Raw genomic sequence first — 18,210 nt, 5'->3', positions numbered from 1 at the left:
TAGCTACTCCCCTTCTTCTTCGGTTTGCGTTCCCTTGGGGTTAAAATCAACAGGGAAGCTATTATCATCTGGAATTACGGGTAGTTCTGTGTCAATGGTCACTTTTTTATTAAAAAGTTTTCTGTAAAGCTCTTGAAAAGTATTGAAATCTACGGAATATGAAATCCCCGTACCCTGTTCAAAAATCTGATCTTCACCTATGAACTGTAAATCTGCTTGTCGGTTGAAGAATTTCATCCGTAAGCTTCCGTCTTCGTTTATTAGCCATTGCACTTCCACATCTCCAGCCACTGCCGTTTCGTTAGCGCCGCCTACGGGTACACCCACTTTTCCGTTTATAAGAATACGTTCATTTATTTGTGTAGAAAGCGTAATTCCAAAGCGATCAGAGGTTTCTTGATTGGGCGTTCTGTTGCCAATTGAATAATCCAGTCCTACACGGAATTTACCATCTTGATCAGCAAAAAGGTTGTTTACTAAACCAGAAACCCTATCGGCCACGGTTCCTGCAAAAGCGTTTGAACCTGCGTAATTATCACTCACAAAAGAATTGGAAGCCAATAAAAACAGTGCTTGGTTCTGCATTTGTTCCTGATTTTGAAGTTTGTATTGCAACTCACTTTTCAAGGTAGAGCTAACCCTTGGAAAATCTATGTTAAAGCTAAGTTCAGGCTGTGCCAGTTCGCCATTTAAGTCAACATAAACTTCAACAGGTATTTTTGTATTTATAGAAGGATTATCCAATAAAACCGATGGGTTTGCCTGGGTTTTATAAACAGCGCTCAAATCTAAGTTAGCCTTTTCGGGAGCTCCATCCCAAGTGATGTTTCCTCCAGGGACCACACCAATATTTCGCTGAATGATACCACCATACCTAAAATCAAACTCTCCTTCGTAAACTTGAAAATCACCATACATCTGGAACTTTCCGTTTGTATTTATTTCAATAAGAAGAATCCCCGCACCGCGTCCTTTTAGTGTTGAATTGTTTTCTTGATCCACCACAACTTCTACTTCAGCATTTTTGTTAATGTCCAATTCAAAGTTTAACGATAAACCTTTCACGTCTTCATTAACAAGAGTTTCTCCATTAATACGTGCTTCTTTCTCTTTGGGTGAAAGGAAATGCACAAATGAGTCATCACCAATTGATTCTGTATCGCTAATTGGAATTTTAAAGGTGGTTCCTTCTTGTGTTGTAGCTTCAACGTCAATTACCAGTTCATCTATAGGGCCCGTAATATCGGCTCTTCCGCTTATAAATGCAGTACCGTAATACAGTGCGTCCTCTTCTGGCGGAGTGTCTAGAACTACCAATCTTTCAGGAGCTTCAATATGTAAATCCAATTCCCAGTCACTAAAATTGTTGTGGGTGGCATTTCCATATAAAACGCCTATGGTTTCATATTTTGTATCGGTTATCTGGGTTCCGTCAATTTCAAATTTATTTTTTGTTACAATTATTTGCGCACCTGTTTCAATGTCAAAATCGGTGTTTAGATAGGGTATTTTTAATCCGCTGTTTTCCAAAGTAAAACGCCCTAAAACATCTGGCGATTTATAATTGCCCGAAACCTTTGCGTTTCCAGTTATCAATCCCCTGATATCGGTAATCACATCGGCCCCAAACGGACTGAACGCCTGCATATTAAACTGATTTAAATCAACGTTGAGCTGTATTTGTGGGTTTTGTGCCGAAACATCTATTTCGCCCACAGCATTTATTGATTTTACATTGTTGTTTGTTAATGAAGTATTGATACGGTATTTGGTAAGGTCTTCGTTACCGTCAATTTTCAAAATCAAATCTCCGAAAGGAATCTCATTGATTTCCACATTGTCTATAGTAACAGAGCTGTTGGGGTAATATGCTCCATTTTTCTGAAGAAAATCAAATTTACCGTTCATATTTCCTTTAAGCCGCAAGCTGTCTATATCTGGAGTAATATTACCAATGTTTACGTCTTTAAAACGAACTTTCAAATCTTTATATGTAGAATCCCGAAGAACGCCCGCCATTTGTATCAATTCGTCATTATGGCTAAGCTCTAAGGAATCTATGCGAACTTCCCTGAAGTTATCATCAAAAACTACTTTATTCAAACGGTTGTTGTTTTCATTCAAGTACCAAACGTTGCCTTTGTAAGTAATATCTGATTTTTTAACGCCAATCACAGACTTGCCGGAGGGATTAATTGTGTGGTAAAGTGAAAGGTTAAAAATATCTTCCTTTTTTGGGCCGCCTGCAAACTCTGAACGCACGTACATAGTATCGTTCAAGGTTTTATTAATTACATTTAAATTTTTAATATTATAAAACCCAGTATATACGGAGTCTGCTGCTATGTATGTGTTATACAATGGGTTATCGTTGTCTACTTGAATATTTAGTTTTCCTATATAATTGTCGAAAAGAAGAATTTCAGGAGAGCGAAAATCGAGTTCAAACTTTGACTCGTCAGAAGAAACCGAGCCTTTCACACGGGTATTGTCTCCTAATTTCAACTGTGGCACAAAAACATCCACTATTTTATTATATACTACAAATTCATAATCTATGTATTGATTAGTAGTCACTTCCTGCGGAATATAATTGGTATAGATACTTGCAATTCCATTTTGAAAAAGATTAGGTATATCTTGAATTAAAAACTCTCCAGAAATCTTTCCGTTTAAAATATCGGGGGAGTTTATTTCAATAGTCCTAACTGGCCCCTCAAAAGAAGAAGTGATTGTAAAATCATCAAAGTAGAAATCATCCCGTTCGTTTTGATAAAAAGTTTGACTGAAATTAATGGTTCCCACAACATCATCAATGGTTTTTCCTTCCATATCAACCACGACTTTTCCTGTAAAAACGGCAATGCTATCACGTGTTATCAAATTTAATTTGTTCAATTCTGCATATTCTACATCTGCTTCAAAATCAAGTTGGTTTGTTTCTGAAGATGCGTCTATCAGTCCTTTAAAATCTAACTTAAGGTTTGGATCTTTAATTGAAAGTTCTCCATTAAAAAGTGGATTTTTAAGATTTCCTGAAACGGTAATGTTTTTATAATTATACCCTTCAAAATTAAAAGAAGAAACCGTGCCCGAAACTTCGGTGTTTACGGTATTTTTATTAAACCCGCGTCCATCAAAATCTAAGTCGGCGGTCATTTTTCCAAGGGAAGTGGTCTTGGCTATTTTTCCAAGGTCAAAGTTATTCAATACCACATTGCCTAAATAATATGCATTTTCAATATTGGTAATATTTCCTATTTTTAAGTCAAGGGTCGCTTGGCCTATGCCGCTCTGTAAATTACTTTTTGTGTTGAGCTCATCACCTACTATAGAAGTATTTCCGCTAAGATTAAAGCTTTTAAGTTCTTTCAATTCAGCAGGAACAACATCTCCCAAAATTCTAGGCATGAACCTTCTTAAATCGTAGTAATTGGTGGCAATATAGTGGTTGTTTGCGGTTATGGAATATCCATTTTCAGAATTTAGGATATTCTGAAAAGCGTAGTCCCCCTGTATGTTTGTATCACCCGTCTGAAATTTTAAATTGGTAGCGGTGAAATCATTTAAAGTACCTTTCATTTCGGTATCCAGTAAAATCAACTGGTCGGGGCCAAATTCATTATAAAAATCATTTAAATCGTTTGTTGCGATTTTAGAATCTTTTAATGTGGCCTTAATAACTACATCGTTAACAAAATCTGCAAATCCATTTTTGGAATAATCCAAATCTACATTTCCCACAATTTGGGACTCAGTTGTTTTTAAATTAAGATTATTTAAAGTGATATTTGTTTCAGTATATGAAAAATCCGTCTGCATATCTTCAATCACAAAGCCACGTGCAGCAATCAATGAAAGATTCTCAATATTGACTTTTACCTCAGGGCCGTTGATTTTTAAGTTATTTGCAGTAACATTTACATTATCTAAAACAAATATTTCCGGATTTTCTAGGTTTTCATCAATAATCTTAACGCGACTATTTGTCAAACTCACATCGTTACTGAAAAGTGAAAAAGGCGAAGTACTCGGCTTGCCGGTATCAAACTTTTTCGCAAAAATGGAAAGGTTGTCGGTTTCTTCGTCTTTATAAGTTTTTACGTAGAGTTTTGCTTGGTCAAGTGCAATATCTCCAAAGCCAAGATCACCCTTTATTAAGTTTTGAAAACTAATAATGTTAGTTTGCACTTCCTTGCTATAAATAAGCGTATCGTTGTGGTGGTCTGCAATATATACTTCCCGAATATCTAATTCTCCTTTCCAGTTAAGGCCTAACCTTTTAATGTTTATATCGGTTCCGTAAGTTTCATTAAGATTGGTGGTTACCTTTTTGGCAACCCATGTTTGCACAGAAGGAATAGAAAAAATAATCACTATAAGCACTAGTAGCAATACAATGATTACAAAGGTGCGAACTATTATTTTTCGAAGTTTTTTGATACGTTTTTAATGTTTAATTTTACAACCCAATAAATATACCCTTTTCACTTTGATACAGAAAAATTGCTATATCCTAGGGATTGAATCTTCGTGCGACGACACTGCTGCTGCCGTAATCAACAACGGCGAAATACTCAGCAATGTTGTTGCCACGCAGGCAATTCATGAACAATACGGTGGCGTGGTACCCGAACTTGCCTCACGGGCGCATCAACAAAATATTGTTCCTGTAGTCCATCAGGCTTTACACAAAGCAAATATCGATAAAAATCAGTTATCTGCCATCGCTTTTACACGCGGACCTGGCTTGATGGGTTCCTTGCTCGTAGGTACCTCATTTTCAAAATCATTGGCGCTTGGCTTAGGCATTCCGCTAATAGACGTGAACCATATGCAAGCCCATATTTTGGCACATTTCATCAAGGCCGAAGGGCAAACGGCTCCCAACTTTCCATTTTTGGCTATGACCATTAGCGGCGGCCATACGCAAATTGTAAAAGTGACCGATTATTTTGAAATGGAAATAATTGGGCAAACCATTGATGATGCAGTGGGTGAAGCTTTTGACAAAAGTGCAAAAATACTCGGTCTGCCCTATCCCGGTGGCCCTTTGGTTGACAAATATGCCCAACAGGGAAATCCAAAAGCGTTCCAATTTCCAAAACCTAAAGTTGGCCCGATGGATTTTAGCTTTAGTGGTTTGAAGACCTCTGTGCTGTATTTCGTTGAAAAAGAAGTGAGCCGAAACCCCGATTTTATTTCTGAAAACATAGAAGACATTTGTGCCAGTGTTCAATTTACAATTGTTGATTACTTAATGGATAAGCTGAAAAATGCTGTGAAGAAAACAGGTATTAGGGAAGTTGCAATCGGTGGCGGTGTTTCTGCCAATAGCGGTATTCGCAAGGCTTTGAAGGAAGCAGAAAAAAAATACGGTTGGAAAACCCACATCCCCAAATTTGAGTTTTGTACAGACAATGCTGCGATGATTGCCATTGTGGGCGAGTTGAAATATAAATCCCAGAATTTTGCTGAAAATAATGTTGTAGCTTCGGCACGGATGAAATTTTAAAACTATAAATGAATCCCAATTCCGAAGAAATATTACAACGAATTAGAGTCGCGCTCCAGCCTTGGGGAAAAGACATTGAAGAAAAACGTATGTTTGGCGGCACCTGTTTTCTTTTTAAAGGAAAAATGTGTGTGGGCGAAACCAAAGAACGGCTTATGGTAAGGATTCCGGCGGTAAGAATGACAGAGACAACACAGAGTCGTTTTGTAAAACCAATGGGTTTTACGGGCAAGCCGATGAAGGAATTTATTTTTGTAACTACCGAAGGTTTCAAAACGGAAGAAAAACTTCAACTATGGGCCGAAATGGGCGTTGCGCACGCAAAAACAAAATTGAAATAAATGCAACTCTTTTACAACCCAAATATTTCTGATGATGCAAAAGAAATAACTTTTGAAAAAGAGGAAAGCCGTCATATTGTAAAAGTATTGCGAATGAAGGAAGGTGATTCTTTCAAAATTACAAATGGCAAAGGCTCCTTTTTTTCAGCTGAAATTATAAGTGCAAACCCAAAGAGTTGCGTGGTGAAGATAATTTCTAAAGAAAAACAGCCTCCACTGCCCTATCAACTTCACTTGGCAGTTGCGCCTACAAAATTAAACGATCGTTATGAATGGTTTTTGGAAAAGGCTACAGAGATTGGTATTTCAGAAATAACTCCAATAATCTGTGACCACAGTGAACGAAAAACAATAAAGCCAGAACGTTACGAAAAAATTCTGCAAAGCGCTATGAAACAATCCTTAAAAGCTTACCTGCCAATATTAAACGATACTATTTCATTTAAGGATTTCATGGGTTTTGAAAAGACTTTTGATGGTTCAAAATACATAGCACATTGTGAGGAAGACGATAAAAAATCCTTGAAATCTGTACTGCTTCCGAAGGAAAAGGTATTGATTCTCATAGGTCCAGAAGGCGATTTTTCTACTGAAGAAATTGAACTTGCAAAGGCTAATGGGTTTATTCCTGTCACTTTAGGGGAAAATCGTTTACGCACTGAAACTGCTGCAATTGTTGCTTGCCATAGCGTTGCTTTTAGCAATGAAATATAATACCTATTAGGTTTATCTCTCCTATTTCGTACTTTTGAAAACTATGCGAATAAAACTTTTCACTTTCTTTTTTTTGGCTTTCCTCGGAAATATTTCTGCACAGGAAATTGCACTATTACAATACGGCGGCGGTGGCGATTGGTATGCCAATCCAACTGCACTGCCCAATTTGGTAAAATATTGTAATCAAAATATAAACACAGCAATAAAGGAAAAACCCCAGACCGTAACTCCCGGAAGTGTAGATATCTTTGATTTCCCTTTTGTACACATGACTGGTCACGGAAATGTTTTTTTCTCTGCCGAAGAAGCCCAAAACCTCAGAAATTATTTAATGAGCGGCGGTTTTCTATACATTGATGACAATTACGGAATGGATGAATACATCCGAAAAGAAATCGATAAAATATTCCCCAACAAAGAATTGAAAGAACTCCCCGCTAATTTTCCAATGTTTAGCTACGTATATAAATTTGCTCAGGGAATGCCTAAAATTCACGAACACGATGGTGGACGCCCTCAAGCCTTTGGAATTTTTGTGGAAGACAGATTAGTGTTACTTTATACTTTTGAAACAGATTTGGGCGATGGTTGGGAAAATCCCGAAGTGCACAACGACCCGCAGGAAGTAAGGCTGAAAGCTTTGCAAATGGGTGCCAATATTATTAAATATGTTTTTGAAAATTGATTTCATAACGCACTCATCTTTTATTCGTCGTCTAGCAACTAGCACCCTTAACAAAACTTTGATTTTTTCTACTTTGGAATATAGTATATTTACGAAGTGAAAAAAACTGCAAAAGCTATAACCCTTGGTATTTTAAGAGCACTGGCGGTATTGGTGGGCATTATAATTTTGCTCTGGATCCTGTATCAAATTCAGGCACTTATTCTTTATATTGGTCTGGCATTGGTATTATCACTGATTGGCCGACCCGTAGTTCTCTTTTTAAAAAGAAAACTCAAATTCGGAAATACCTTCGCATCGGTAATTACCCTATTGCTCATTATAGGTTCTATTGGGATGGTGCTCAGTATATTTGTTCCAATAATTATTGAACAGGGCAAGCATATTTCACAAATAGATTTTGAACAAGTAAAGCGCGATTTAAATGAGCTGAACATCCAAGCCAGCGATTATCTTGGCGTAGATCATTTTCAATTGGTAGAAGCCATAAAACGCACCACTTACGTTCAAAACCTCGATGTTGAAATTATTCCCAGCTTTATAGATATTTTTTTCGGAAATATTGCCGGTACTATTATCGGTATTTTTTCAGTGTTATTTATTTCCTTTTTTCTTTTGAAGGATGAAAGCCTCATTGCCCGCTCTGTCTTGGTTTTTGCGAAAAGTGGCGACGAACAAAAGTTTAAAAGAATTCTAATAAAAATCAAGGAACTGCTTTCAAGATATTTCATAGGGCTATTGCTTCAAATTTTTATTCTCGCTTTGTTTTATTCTGTACTACTGCTTTACCTGGATATTCGTGATGCTGTTGCAGTAGCTTTAATTTGTGCTTTTTTAAATATTGTACCCTATTTGGGCCCTATCATTGGCTGGGGTTTAATGTTGCTTGTAATAGTATCTAATAACCTTGGCGCCGATTTTTCATCCGGTCTATTGCCGCTGCTATTTATTGCAACCGGCGGATATGCCGTAGCACAAATTTTTGATAATTTTATATCACAGCCCGTTATTTTTGGGCATAGTGTACGCTCCCATCCATTAGAGATTTTTATTGTTATACTTACCGCTGGTTTCGTTTTCGGTATTCCAGGTATGATACTTGCCGTGCCTACCTATACTACCCTAAAAGTGGTTGCAAAAGAATTTCTTTCAGAATATAAAATCGTAAAACGTCTTACACATAACCTATAACCCTTGCTTATTCCTCCGCTTTTAAATAAAGAAGTACAGCAATTTATACGAAATTTTGAGGGTGATGTTTCCAAACTCTCTTTTGCGGGAAGTCCTTTTGAAAGCATTTCCGTCCAAGCGCTTATCCAACAAATTGAAAGCCGAAGAAGAATAGAAAAAAAACTACCCACTTGGGTTGAAACTTCAAATATTATATTCCCGCCCAAATTGAATTTGGAGCAGACCTCTTCGGAAATTACGGCTCGATACAAATCGTCATTAGTCCACGGTAAGACCATTGCGGATATAACAGGCGGTTTTGGGGTAGATAGTTTTTTCTTCACTGAAAAATTTGAAACCGTCCACCATTTTGAAATAAATGAAGATCTCTCAAAAATTGCACAGCATAACTTTGAAATTTTAGGTAAGAATAATATTCATTGCCACCCAAAAGATGGACTACGAGTGGTTTTGAACGAGAAATATGACGTAATATACGCCGATCCTTCTCGACGCCACGATAGCAAGGGCAAGGTTTTTTTCTTAAATGATTGTGAGCCAAATATACCCAGAAATATTTCAGAGATATTAAACCACTGCAATCAGTTTCTTGTTAAAACTTCACCAATGCTCGATATTACTGTTGGCTTAAATGAATTGCAGAGCGTTTCAGAAATTCATATCGTAGCTGTGGATAATGAAGTAAAAGAATTACTATGGTTACTACAAAAAGACATTTACGGCAAACCAAAGATAAAAACCGTAAATTTCACCAAATCTGGCCTTGAATCATTTGATTTTAATTGGGATGAACAATCATCGGCAAATTACAGTTTGCTTCAAAAATATCTGTACGAACCCAATGCGGCTATCTTAAAGAGCGGTGCCTTCGATTTGGTTTCGGAAAAGTTGAAATTAAACAAACTTCATAAAAACACACATCTTTACACCAGCAAAAATTTAATTGATTTTCCCGGAAGACGCTTTTTAGTGGAAAGTACAATACCCTATTCCAAAAAAGAGATGCGTGCAACCCTAAATTTTAAAAAGGCCAATATAACTATACGAAACTTTCCCGAGAGTGTTGAAGCACTTCGTAAAAAGTGGAAAATTGCAGATGGCGGGGATGTGTATTTGTTTTTTGTGACGAATCTAGAAGAAAAAAAAGAGATGATTCGTTGTTCTAAAATTTAGAGCTCTTTTTTTAAATCAATTTAATCAGCATATACTTGATTTAAACCGCTTTAAAATTTAACTTTAAAAAAGGCTATTTTTTGTTTGCGTTATTACAATTGAAGACTTACATTTGCAACCGCATTTTAGGATGACACGTTCATAAAAAACTGGAGAGGTGCCGGAGTGGTAACGGAGCAGATTGCTAATCTGTCGACGGGCAACCGTCGCCAGGGTTCGAGTCCCTGTCTCTCCGCATTATAGAGTTTAGACAAAAAAACTCCAAAATTACAGTGAACAATATAATTGCTGTTCACGGGGTGTAGCGTAGCCCGGTTATCGCGCCTGCTTTGGGAGCAGGAGGCCGCAGGTTCGAATCCTGCCACCCCGACAAAAACCGGACACACAGTTCGGTTTTTTTGTTTAACAATGGTCGCGTAGCTCAGCTGGATAGAGCATCTGCCTTCTAAGCAGACGGTCACAGGTTCGAATCCTGTCGCGATCACTGAAACCTCCATTTACTGGAGGTTTTTTGTTTTATAAATATTATTATTCTGGATATTCTACCCGAAGGTGATAAATATTGTTCAGTTTCTTCTTGAGTACCTTTTTTATAGTCTCAATTTCCTTAAAAGTAATGTTTGCGTTTAAAAACTGTCCCTGGGCCATTTGATTGTTGATTATTTTTTCAACAAACTCATCTATAATTGTGGAAGAAGGCTCCTTTAAGCTCTTGCTGGCAGCCTCCACACTGTCGGCCATCATTAAAATAGCCGTTTCCTTTGAAAAAGGAATAGGTCCAGGATAGATGAAATCTTCCTTATTTGCTGAACCTTGCTGCTCCCGCTCCTTTCTGTAAAAAAAGTACACCAAACTCGTTCCGTGGTGGGTCCTGATAAAATCAATCACCCTATCGGGAAGATTATTCTTTCTGGCTATTTCAATGCCCTTAATTACGTGATCTATTATTATTTGCGCACTTTCTTTCGGGTCTAATTCGTTATGCGAATTGATAGAATTTACTTGATTTTCTGTAAACATCGTTGGGTTTAGCATTTTTCCGATATCGTGGTATAGCGCTCCTACCCTAACCAGCATGCTGTTAGCTCCAATTTCGTTGGCCGAGGCTTCAGCCAGATTTGCAACATTCAATGAATGGTGAAATGTTCCCGGAGCCTTATTTGAAAGCTCTTTCAGCAATTTTGAATTGGTATCGCTCAGTTCCAGCAACGACACATCGGAAACCAATCCGAATATCTTTTCGTAAAAATAAATCAGCGGATGGGCAAACAGTGTAGCCAAACCACAAAGAATAAAATACTGGAAATTTTGCCACTGCATCGTTTGAATATTTCCTTCCTGGATTACGAAAAATGCGAAATATCCCAAAATATAAATTAAGGTAATCTGCCCTACGGAAATAAAAAGATTTGCACGTTTATATAGTTCCGAAACGGTAAGAATGGTAACGATTCCCGCTATAAACTGAAGAAACATATATTCAAAACTGTTTGGTACAATAAACCCGAGCAACAGTATGGTTAAAACATGAACAAACAAACCTACGCGTGGGTCAAAGAACGCTTTGAGAATAAGCGGTAAAATACAAATGGGTACCACGTAAACATAATCGGCATGCACCTTTACCACGAGCGTGGTAAGAAAAACCATTAAAAGGACATTGAAAAAGATAAAAGTAACCTTGGTGTTGTTATTATAGATTACGGGCCTGTAATTCTTCAGAAATAGAAAAAGCATTAAAAATACCAAGGAAACCAACATGGAATAACCAACCAACAACCACAGGAAGTTGTTCTTGCTCCAGATCTGGCTATCAAATTCGGCTTTTAGGGAATTTAAGATCTGAAACTTATCGCCCTCAACAACTTCGCCCTTGGCAATGATTCGCCCTCCTTTTTCAATGATTCCACGATTTGGGTTTAACGCCGCAATCTCTGCCTCAATAGCTGCATTTGTCAATCTGGTATTTAGCGATACATTGGGCTCAAGCACTTCATTTAAAAGATTGTAAAGCAGTACTTGTACATCTTCCGTGTTGCTCTTTTCAATCAACTCCCTGACTTTTTTGTTCAAATTTTCTTTCTTGAACAATTGTGAATAGGTTCGTTCCTCTATTTCGTTACCGTTCTTTAAATATATGAGCCTATCGCCTTCATAATTATGTATTTCATCAGTAACACCATTTTTATATACCTCTGAAATTAGGGAACCGCCCAATCTTTCCACGGTTTTATATGGTGTGCTGTAAAGACTGTCCACATATTTTATTTCGAGATTTTCATTAAAAGTCTCAACAACTCTTAGCTCTGTTTCATCGTTGTATTCAAAATATGGTATTACATTACCTCTAATTTCTTCCCGCTCTTTTTTAAGCGTGTCTTCGTCTTTTTTTATGGTAAAACTAAAGGGTGCGTACAGATTTTCATACTGCCAAGGCTTTCCTTTTTGGAAATTATATTTAAACTGCCCACCTTTCGGAAGAAAATAAATTACTAAAAGCGTTGAGGCTATAAATAGAAAAACCTTATAAATAAGAGACTGGTTTTTCGCAAACAAGGAAAAAAGGTTCTTCATATAATAATAACTTAAAGTAAAGGTATAAATAAGGAATGAGTTATCCCAAAACCAATACTTGCAAAGATTGATATTTAAGTTAGAAATCCGTAATTTCGCAGTCCTTATTTCAAATTAAAAAACAGTAGCATGAACAATAAAGTAGTTATAGTATCTGCAGCCAGAACACCAATAGGAAGTTTTATGGGAAGCCTATCTTCATTAACCGCAACCCAATTGGGTTCAGCGGCCATTAAAGGCGCATTGAATAAAATAAATCTTGATCCTTCTGCCGTTCAGGAAGTATATATGGGCAATGTGGTTCAGGCGGGTGTGGGTCAAGCCCCAGCGCGCCAAGCTGCTTTGGGTGCCGGAATTCCAGATACTGTACCTGCAACCACAGTTAATAAAGTATGTGCATCGGGAATGAAAGCTGTAATGCAAGCCGCACAAGCCATCGCACTTGGCGATGCCGATGTAATAGTGGCCGGCGGAATGGAAAGTATGAGCAATATACCTCATTATGTACATATGCGCAGTGGAACAAAATTTGGCCCCGCTACTTTGATTGACGGAATGCAAAAAGACGGTTTGGTAGATGCTTACGACCACAACGCAATGGGAACCTGTGCAGATCTATGTGCTACCGAATATAATTTCTCTCGGGAAGATCAGGATGCCTTCGCCATCAAATCGTACGAACGCTCAGCAAAAGCTTGGGCCGATGGAAAATTTAATGATGAAGTTGTTTCTGTGGAAGTGCCTCAGCGTCGTGGCGAATCGGTAGTTGTTTCCGAGGATGAAGAATTCAAAAACGTAAAGATGGACAAGATTGCTTCTTTACGGCCTGCATTTTCAAAAGACGGAACCGTTACTGCCGCAAACGCGTCTACCATTAATGACGGTGCTGGCGCAATGATTTTGATGAGTGAGGTCAAAGCGAAAGAATTAGGTTTAACTCCTCTGGCTTTTATTAAAAGTTACGCAGATGCCGCACAGGAACCAAAATGGTTTACCACCGCTCCCGCAAAAGCCCTTCCAAAAGCGATTGCAAAAGCAGGGATTGATATTAAAGATGTAGATTATTTTGAATTTAATGAAGCATTCGCAGTTGTGGGATTAGCGAATATGAAAATTTTAGGATTAAACGATAGCAATGTGAATGTTAACGGTGGCGCCGTATCTCTTGGTCATCCGCTGGGTTGTAGTGGCGTCCGTATCTTGATTACGCTTTTGAATGTGCTTAAGCAAAATGATGCCAAAATTGGTGCAGCAGCTATCTGCAATGGCGGCGGAGGCGCTTCTGCAATGGTAATTGAAAGAATCTAAAAAAACCGTAACTATCTTCAATAAATTCTGAATGGATTACGGTATCTGTAATTTAAGTGTGGTCCCACTTCGAGCCGAAGCTTCCGATGCGAGTGAAATGGTGACGCAAGTACTTTACGGCGAACATTTCAAAATATTGGAAACCCGTAAAAAGTGGAGTCGAATCCGCTTGGCTTTTGACAAATATGAAGGTTGGATAGACAACAAGCAATTTTTTAATATAGCCGAAGAAGATTATTCCGATTTTGAAAAGAAACCGGTGGGGCTTTCATCAGATTTGGTAGATTTTGTTACCGCGCCGGATAATCAGTTGTTTTCCATTTGTTTGGGAAGTAATATTTCCGCAGCGGCTTATTTAAAACATCATTTCGAAGGAAAATCAGTTTCGGCAAAACATCCGAAGGAACATTTGGTCGAAACTGCTCTACTCTATTTAAATACCCCATATCTATGGGGCGGCAAAACGCCTTTTGGTATTGATTGCAGTGGTTTTACGCAAATGGTCTATAAACTTAATGGCTATAAATTGCTCCGCGATGCAAGCCAGCAGGCAACCCAAGGAGAAGCTTTGAGTTTTATTGAGGAAAGTGAGCCGGGCGATTTGGCATTTTTTGATAATGACGAAGGGAAAATTACCCATGTAGGAATTATTATGAAGGATAACTACATTATCCACGCCCACGGAAAGGTGCGCATTGATAGATTGGATCATAGTGGTATTTTCAACTATGAAATGCGCAACCACACCCACAAACTTAGAGTAATAAAAAGAATTATATAAAAAGAAAAACCCCTGAAATTTCAGAGGTTTTGTTATTATTATAGAAAATCACTTTTATTCCTTCTTTAAAGTTTCAACTTTAGCTTTCATTTCCTGAAATTTTGCATCTTCTCCAAGCTGACCGTATATATTCATCAAAGTCTGTGCGACACCTAAATTTGATGGATTAATAGAATATGCTTTTTCCAAAAAAGGCATTGCATCACTATAAATATTGTTCAATTCTTTTTTAAGTTCATCAAACTTCACGTTATCTGCTCTCGAGGTACCTAAATTATTCATAGTTTCTCTTATGCCATCTTCATAGGAAAGTTTTGCAACTGAAATATTTATTAATGCTGATTCGTAATTTGGGTCAAGTTCTAAAGCCTTTTCATAATATTCAATAGCTTTTTCTGTCTTACCTAATTCAACATTCGCTACGCCCAAATTTGTATAAATCGCTGGATTAGTAGGATCTGTTGCGATTATTTTATTCATTATTTTATCATATCTATCATAGTCACCCATTTTATTACTTATGTCTGCTTCTAGACGCATTAAGTCAACATCATCTGGGCTATCGGCTCTAGCCGAATTTAAAAGCTCGATTGCTTTTTCAGTATCATCTTTTTGTAAATAGATACGCGCCATATTGCCCAAAATATCATTTCTTTTAGAATCTAAAACCCGTGCTTCTGGTTTAATAAATTCACCCGATTTCACAGCGAAATCTCTAAGCTTTTCATTATCAAAAGATTCAACCTCGCCTGTAGATTTATTAGTTGCAACATATTCTTTTGTTGCTCCTGTATAATCTGATTTTAAAAGTATTTGATAATAGTTAAGTGCCTTTTCATAATCTTCGCCATTGTGTGCGTAAACACCAGCAAAATAAAGGTAATCCATGTCTTTTTCATCAATCATATAGGTGCTATACAATTTTTCTGAAGCCGTCATATATTGCTTTGCTTCAAAATCTTTCTTTGCACTATTAACTAAGGCCGCGCGCAAATTCTGCAATGGGACTGATATCTCGTCTTCTATACTTGGAGAAAGTTTTAGTGCTTGGCTAAATGCTTCGGCAGAAGCTTTTAATTTAGTAAAATCAGTTCCACCTGTGCCGTACAAAGCTTGTCCCTTTACAGCGTAAAATTGGGCTTTTGTATCATTGTCAGCGCTTGCTAGCAATGCTTCAGCCTCATTTAAATAAGTTATAGCTTCACTGTATTCGCTTGATTTTACAGCTTTTTCAGCCTTTTTAATTTCTTTTTTTTGTCCAAATGAAATAGCAGATACAAATGCAAGTCCTGTTATTAAAATTCGTGTTTTCATGTGTTAAAGTTTATTCGTTATTTTCGGTTTGAGTTTCGTTATTATCAAGAGTGGTGCCATCATTGGTTTCTTCTAAGATTTCTACATCGTCATCGTCGTCTTTCATAGCTTTTGCTACTGCTGCAATGGCATCATCTTCCCTAACTTTTATCAACCGCACACCTTGGGTGGCACGACCCATAACTCGAAGATCTGCTACGGCCATTCTAATGGCAATCCCAGATTTGTTGATAATCATTAAGTCATCATCATCGGTTACATTCTTGATTGCTACTAATTTACCGGTTTTTTCGGTAATATTAATAGTTTTTACTCCTTTTCCGCCTCGGTTGGTGATTCGATAATCCTCAATAGAAGATCTTTTTCCGTAACCATTTTCTGAAACAACCAAGATTTCAGAATCGCCATCATCTACTGCAATCATGCCTACAACTTCGTCTTTTTCATTGCCGAGTGTAATTCCGCGAACTCCTGAGGCATTCCTTCCCATCGGTCTAGTTTTTTCTTCTTCAAAACGAATGGCTTTTCCAGATTTTACCGCCAACATTACTTGACTGTTACCGGTTGTCAATTTTGCTTCAAGCAGTTCATCGTCTTCGCGGATGGTTATTGCATTGATACCGTTAGTTCTTGGTCTTGAATATTGCTCCAAAGGAGTTTTCTTAACCTGTCCTTTTTTGGTGGCCATAATTACATAATGGCTATTTATGTACTCGTCATCTTTTAAATCCTGGGTACAGATGAAAGCTTTCACTTTATCGTCCGGTTCAATATTTATAAGATTTTGAATAGCTCTTCCTTTGGAAGTTCGCGTTCCTTCGGGAATTTCAAAAACGCGCATCCAGAAACATTTTCCTTTTTGGGTGAAGAACAGCATATATTGGTGATTGGTTCCTACAAAAAGATGCTCTAAGAAATCCTCGTTCCTTGTAGCAGAAGCTTTTTGACCAACCCCTCCTCTATTCTGTGTTTTGTATTCTGAGAGGGAAGTACGCTTAATATAGCCTGCGTGCGAAATAGTTAAAACCACCTGCTCATCTGCAATCAAATCTGTAATACTTACGTCCCCTCCTGCATATTCAATTGTAGAGCGGCGCTCATCGCCATATTTATCACGAATTTCCTCAAGTTCTTCTTTGATGATTTGCATTCTGCGCTCTTTGCTGGCAAGAATGTCTTTGTAATCCTGAATTGTTTTCATCAACTCTTCATACTCACTTCGAAGTTTATCCTGCTCCAGACCCGTCAATTGGCGAAGGCGCATTTCAACTATAGCTTTGGCTTGTATTTCGGTGAGTTTAAAAGTTTCCATCAACCGCTCCCTTGCTTCGTCTGCATTGGAAGAAGCACGGATCAATCTAATTACCTCATCTATATTATCTGACGCAATTATCAATCCTTCCAGAATATGTGCACGTTCTTCTGCTTTGCGAAGTAAATATTCAGTACGGCGAACCACAACTTCGTGACGGTGCTCCACAAAGTAATGAATCAACTCCTTCAAGTTCAGCATTTGTGGCCTTCCCTTTACCAACGCGATATTGTTTACGCTAAAGCTGGACTGTAATGCTGTATATTTGAATAAAGTGTTCAGTACGATATTTGGGATGGCATCACGCTTTAAAATGTAAACAATACGCATTCCCTTTCTATCACTCTCATCGCGGATATTGGAAATACCCTCTATTTTTTTATCATTTACTAAGTCGGCAGTTTTTTTAATCATATCTGCCTTGTTCACTTGATATGGAATTTCAGATACCACAATACACTCCCTTCCGTTTACCTCTTCAAAACTCGCCTTGGCACGCATTACCACGCGACCGCGACCTGTGTGAAAAGCTTCGCGAACCCCTTCATATCCGTAAATAATTCCACCGGTAGGAAAATCAGGAGCCTTGATGTGCTGCATCAGCTCATCAATTTCAATATCGTTATTTTCAATATATGCTATCGTCCCGTTTACAACTTCTGTGAGGTTGTGCGGCGGCATATTTGTAGCCATCCCCACTGCAATACCTGAAGCTCCATTGATCAAAAGCCCCGGAACGCGGGTTGGAAGTACGGTTGGTTCTTTTAAGGTATCATCAAAATTTAATTGATGGTCAACGGTTTCCTTATCAATATCAGCAAGCATTTCTTCAGAAATTTTCTGCATCCTAGCTTCTGTATATCTCATTGCTGCTGGGCTATCACCATCAACGGAACCAAAGTTTCCTTGGCCATCAACCAACAAATAGCGCAAGCTCCACTCTTGGGCCATACGCACCATGGCATCATATACCGAGGTATCACCGTGCGGGTGATATTTACCGAGAACCTCTCCCACAATTCTCGCAGATTTTTTATGTGCACCCGTGGCTCTAATGCCCAGTTCGTGCATTCCGAACAAAACCCTTCGGTGTACCGGTTTCATTCCATCGCGAACATCTGGCAGCGCACGTGACACTATGACCGACATCGAATAATCGATGTAGGCAGATTTCATTTCATCTTCAATGTTAATAGGGATTATTTTATCACCTTCAGCCATAAAAAATATGTTTTATTATCGTTGTTGAACTAATGGAGCAAGATACACTTTTTCGTAGGTTTAACAGGGGTTTTTGCT

At 38.0% G+C, this 18,210-nt stretch carries 12 protein-coding genes and 3 tRNA genes; 11 read left to right on the top strand and 4 right to left on the bottom strand.

Features of this window, described 5'->3' with window-relative positions:
* Window positions 1-3: 3 nt before the first annotated feature.
* Window positions 4-4,353: a translocation/assembly module TamB domain-containing protein gene (locus AC58DT_RS05325; RefSeq protein ID WP_497215795.1), complete on the bottom strand. Its 4,350-nt coding sequence runs from the start codon at window positions 4,351-4,353 to the stop codon at window positions 4-6.
* Window positions 4,354-4,492: 139 nt separating this feature from the next.
* Between AC58DT_RS05325 and tsaD the strand changes: the two genes are divergently transcribed.
* The 9 genes from tsaD (at window position 4,493) to AC58DT_RS05280 (ending at window position 10,106) form a co-directional block, all read left to right on the top strand.
* Window positions 4,493-5,515, top strand: coding sequence for a tRNA (adenosine(37)-N6)-threonylcarbamoyltransferase complex transferase subunit TsaD (gene tsaD / locus AC58DT_RS05320; protein ID WP_497215794.1), 1,023 nt, complete (start codon window positions 4,493-4,495; stop codon window positions 5,513-5,515).
* Between the two features lie 8 nt (window positions 5,516-5,523).
* A complete protein-coding gene (locus AC58DT_RS05315) occupies window positions 5,524-5,856 on the top strand; it encodes a TfoX/Sxy family protein (protein WP_497215793.1) in 333 nt (110 codons plus the stop codon).
* Window positions 5,857-6,570, top strand: a complete 714-nt coding sequence (locus tag AC58DT_RS05310) for a 16S rRNA (uracil(1498)-N(3))-methyltransferase (RefSeq protein WP_497215792.1) — start codon at window positions 5,857-5,859, stop codon at window positions 6,568-6,570. It begins immediately after the preceding gene.
* A 43-nt stretch (window positions 6,571-6,613) separates the two neighbouring features.
* Window positions 6,614-7,258: a DUF4159 domain-containing protein gene (locus AC58DT_RS05305; RefSeq protein WP_497215791.1), complete on the top strand. Its 645-nt coding sequence runs from the start codon at window positions 6,614-6,616 to the stop codon at window positions 7,256-7,258.
* Window positions 7,259-7,354: 96 nt separating this feature from the next.
* Window positions 7,355-8,449 carry an AI-2E family transporter gene (locus AC58DT_RS05300; protein WP_497215790.1) on the top strand — a complete coding sequence of 365 codons (1,095 nt, stop codon included), beginning with the start codon at window positions 7,355-7,357 and terminating at the stop codon, window positions 8,447-8,449.
* Window positions 8,450-8,452: 3 nt separating this feature from the next.
* Window positions 8,453-9,622 (top strand): THUMP-like domain-containing protein, encoded by a 1,170-nt coding sequence (locus AC58DT_RS05295; RefSeq protein WP_497215789.1) that lies wholly within the window; start codon window positions 8,453-8,455, stop codon window positions 9,620-9,622.
* Window positions 9,623-9,773: 151 nt separating this feature from the next.
* Window positions 9,774-9,857, top strand: a tRNA-Ser gene (locus tag AC58DT_RS05290).
* Between the two features lie 60 nt (window positions 9,858-9,917).
* Window positions 9,918-9,992, top strand: a tRNA-Pro gene (locus tag AC58DT_RS05285).
* A 40-nt stretch (window positions 9,993-10,032) separates the two neighbouring features.
* A tRNA-Arg gene (locus AC58DT_RS05280) sits at window positions 10,033-10,106 on the top strand.
* Between the two features lie 44 nt (window positions 10,107-10,150).
* Here the strand turns inward: AC58DT_RS05280 and AC58DT_RS05275 are convergent.
* Window positions 10,151-12,196, bottom strand: a complete 2,046-nt coding sequence (locus AC58DT_RS05275; protein WP_062621400.1) for an HD family phosphohydrolase — start codon at window positions 12,194-12,196, stop codon at window positions 10,151-10,153.
* 129 nt (window positions 12,197-12,325) lie between these two features.
* On the opposite strand from AC58DT_RS05275, the gene AC58DT_RS05270 reads away from it, so the two are divergent.
* Entirely contained in the window at window positions 12,326-13,504 is a 1,179-nt protein-coding gene (locus AC58DT_RS05270; protein ID WP_497215788.1) for an acetyl-CoA C-acyltransferase, read from the top strand.
* 31 nt (window positions 13,505-13,535) lie between these two features.
* Window positions 13,536-14,285, top strand: coding sequence for a C40 family peptidase (locus AC58DT_RS05265; RefSeq protein ID WP_062621397.1), 750 nt, complete (start codon window positions 13,536-13,538; stop codon window positions 14,283-14,285).
* A gap of 54 nt (window positions 14,286-14,339) precedes the next feature.
* Here AC58DT_RS05265 and AC58DT_RS05260 read toward each other — a convergent pair whose 3' ends face one another.
* Both AC58DT_RS05260 and gyrA read right to left on the bottom strand, forming a co-directional pair.
* A complete protein-coding gene (locus AC58DT_RS05260) occupies window positions 14,340-15,599 on the bottom strand; it encodes a tetratricopeptide repeat protein (protein ID WP_497215787.1) in 1,260 nt (419 codons plus the stop codon).
* 10 nt (window positions 15,600-15,609) lie between these two features.
* Window positions 15,610-18,132, bottom strand: a complete 2,523-nt coding sequence (gene gyrA, locus AC58DT_RS05255) for a DNA gyrase subunit A (protein ID WP_497215786.1) — start codon at window positions 18,130-18,132, stop codon at window positions 15,610-15,612.
* Between the last annotated feature and the right edge of the window lie 78 nt (window positions 18,133-18,210).

Source organism: Aequorivita sp. CRS11 (assembly GCF_059693805.1).
This window is presented reverse-complemented; position numbering and strand designations above follow the sequence as displayed.